Genomic DNA, 873 nt, shown 5'->3' with positions numbered 1-873 from the left:
AGGTCGTCACGGGCCGCGAGGTCCGTGACGGCCGACGCCTGAAAGTACGGTGCTCCATCGAGAACGACGATCAAGTCATCTTTGAATTCTTCACATAATGCTAAAATGAAATGTTTTGCGTGATCGGCAGTGATGTATTCTGTGAACCGAGAGAAGAAGCGATCACCATCTTCGGTGATCGCGCCGAGCAAGCACGTCCAATCCCGTTGGCCGGATAATTCGACAGACGGCCGCGTGCCGCGCGGAAACCACGCGGCACGCGGCTCAACTTGGACGGATTTCTTGGTTTGATCAATACAGACTACTGTGGCGTCCATTTCCCGCCGCTTTTTTTGATCTCGTTGTAGAACTCGTCTTGCTCGTCATCGTCGGATTCAACGGCTGAACGGCGTGGTTTTTGATAACTCAACCCAGCCTCTTTCAACAACCGCCGACAGCTCGGGACTGAGTACTCAACGCCGTAGGTTTCTTCAAGGTATTGTTGTGCGAGCGCCGGCGTCCACGCCGGCGCGTCAAGGCCGACCTCTTGGGGTGATTCGTGGACTGTTTGCTCAAACTCTTGTTGCTTTGTTTCTGAAAGTTTCCGCTTTCGTCCAGATCGATGAGCATCAGAAACAGCCTGTTCAAACGGCTCGTCAGTATCGAGCCGCTTGAGCCAGTTATAGATCGTTTTTCGTTCTGTATCGTACCACTCGGCAAGTTCGGTTTGCGTGACACCATTTTTGTACGCGATCGCGGCTAACAACCGTTGTGTCGGCTTGTTTCCGTCAACATTGTCAAGCGCCTCTTGGAGTTCTTCGACGGAGATCTCGTTGAGGTGATCCATTAGATACTATATTAATCTCTGAGTAAAAAATTCTATCGGCTACTATA

At 51.2% G+C, this 873-nt stretch carries 1 pseudogene; it reads right to left on the bottom strand.

Annotation, left to right across the window (positions count from 1 at the left end):
- Positions 1 to 826 (bottom strand): annotated as a pseudogene (locus ACFQE9_RS15180) (IS630 family transposase); the annotation flags it as partial.
- Between the last annotated feature and the right edge of the window lie 47 nt (positions 827 to 873).

It is taken from the genome of Halopenitus salinus (genome assembly GCF_042662125.1).
GTDB lineage: Archaea > Halobacteriota > Halobacteria > Halobacteriales > Haloferacaceae > Halopenitus > Halopenitus salinus.
The sequence above is the reverse complement of the archived record's forward strand: the minus strand, read 5'-3'. Positions and strand labels throughout refer to the sequence as shown.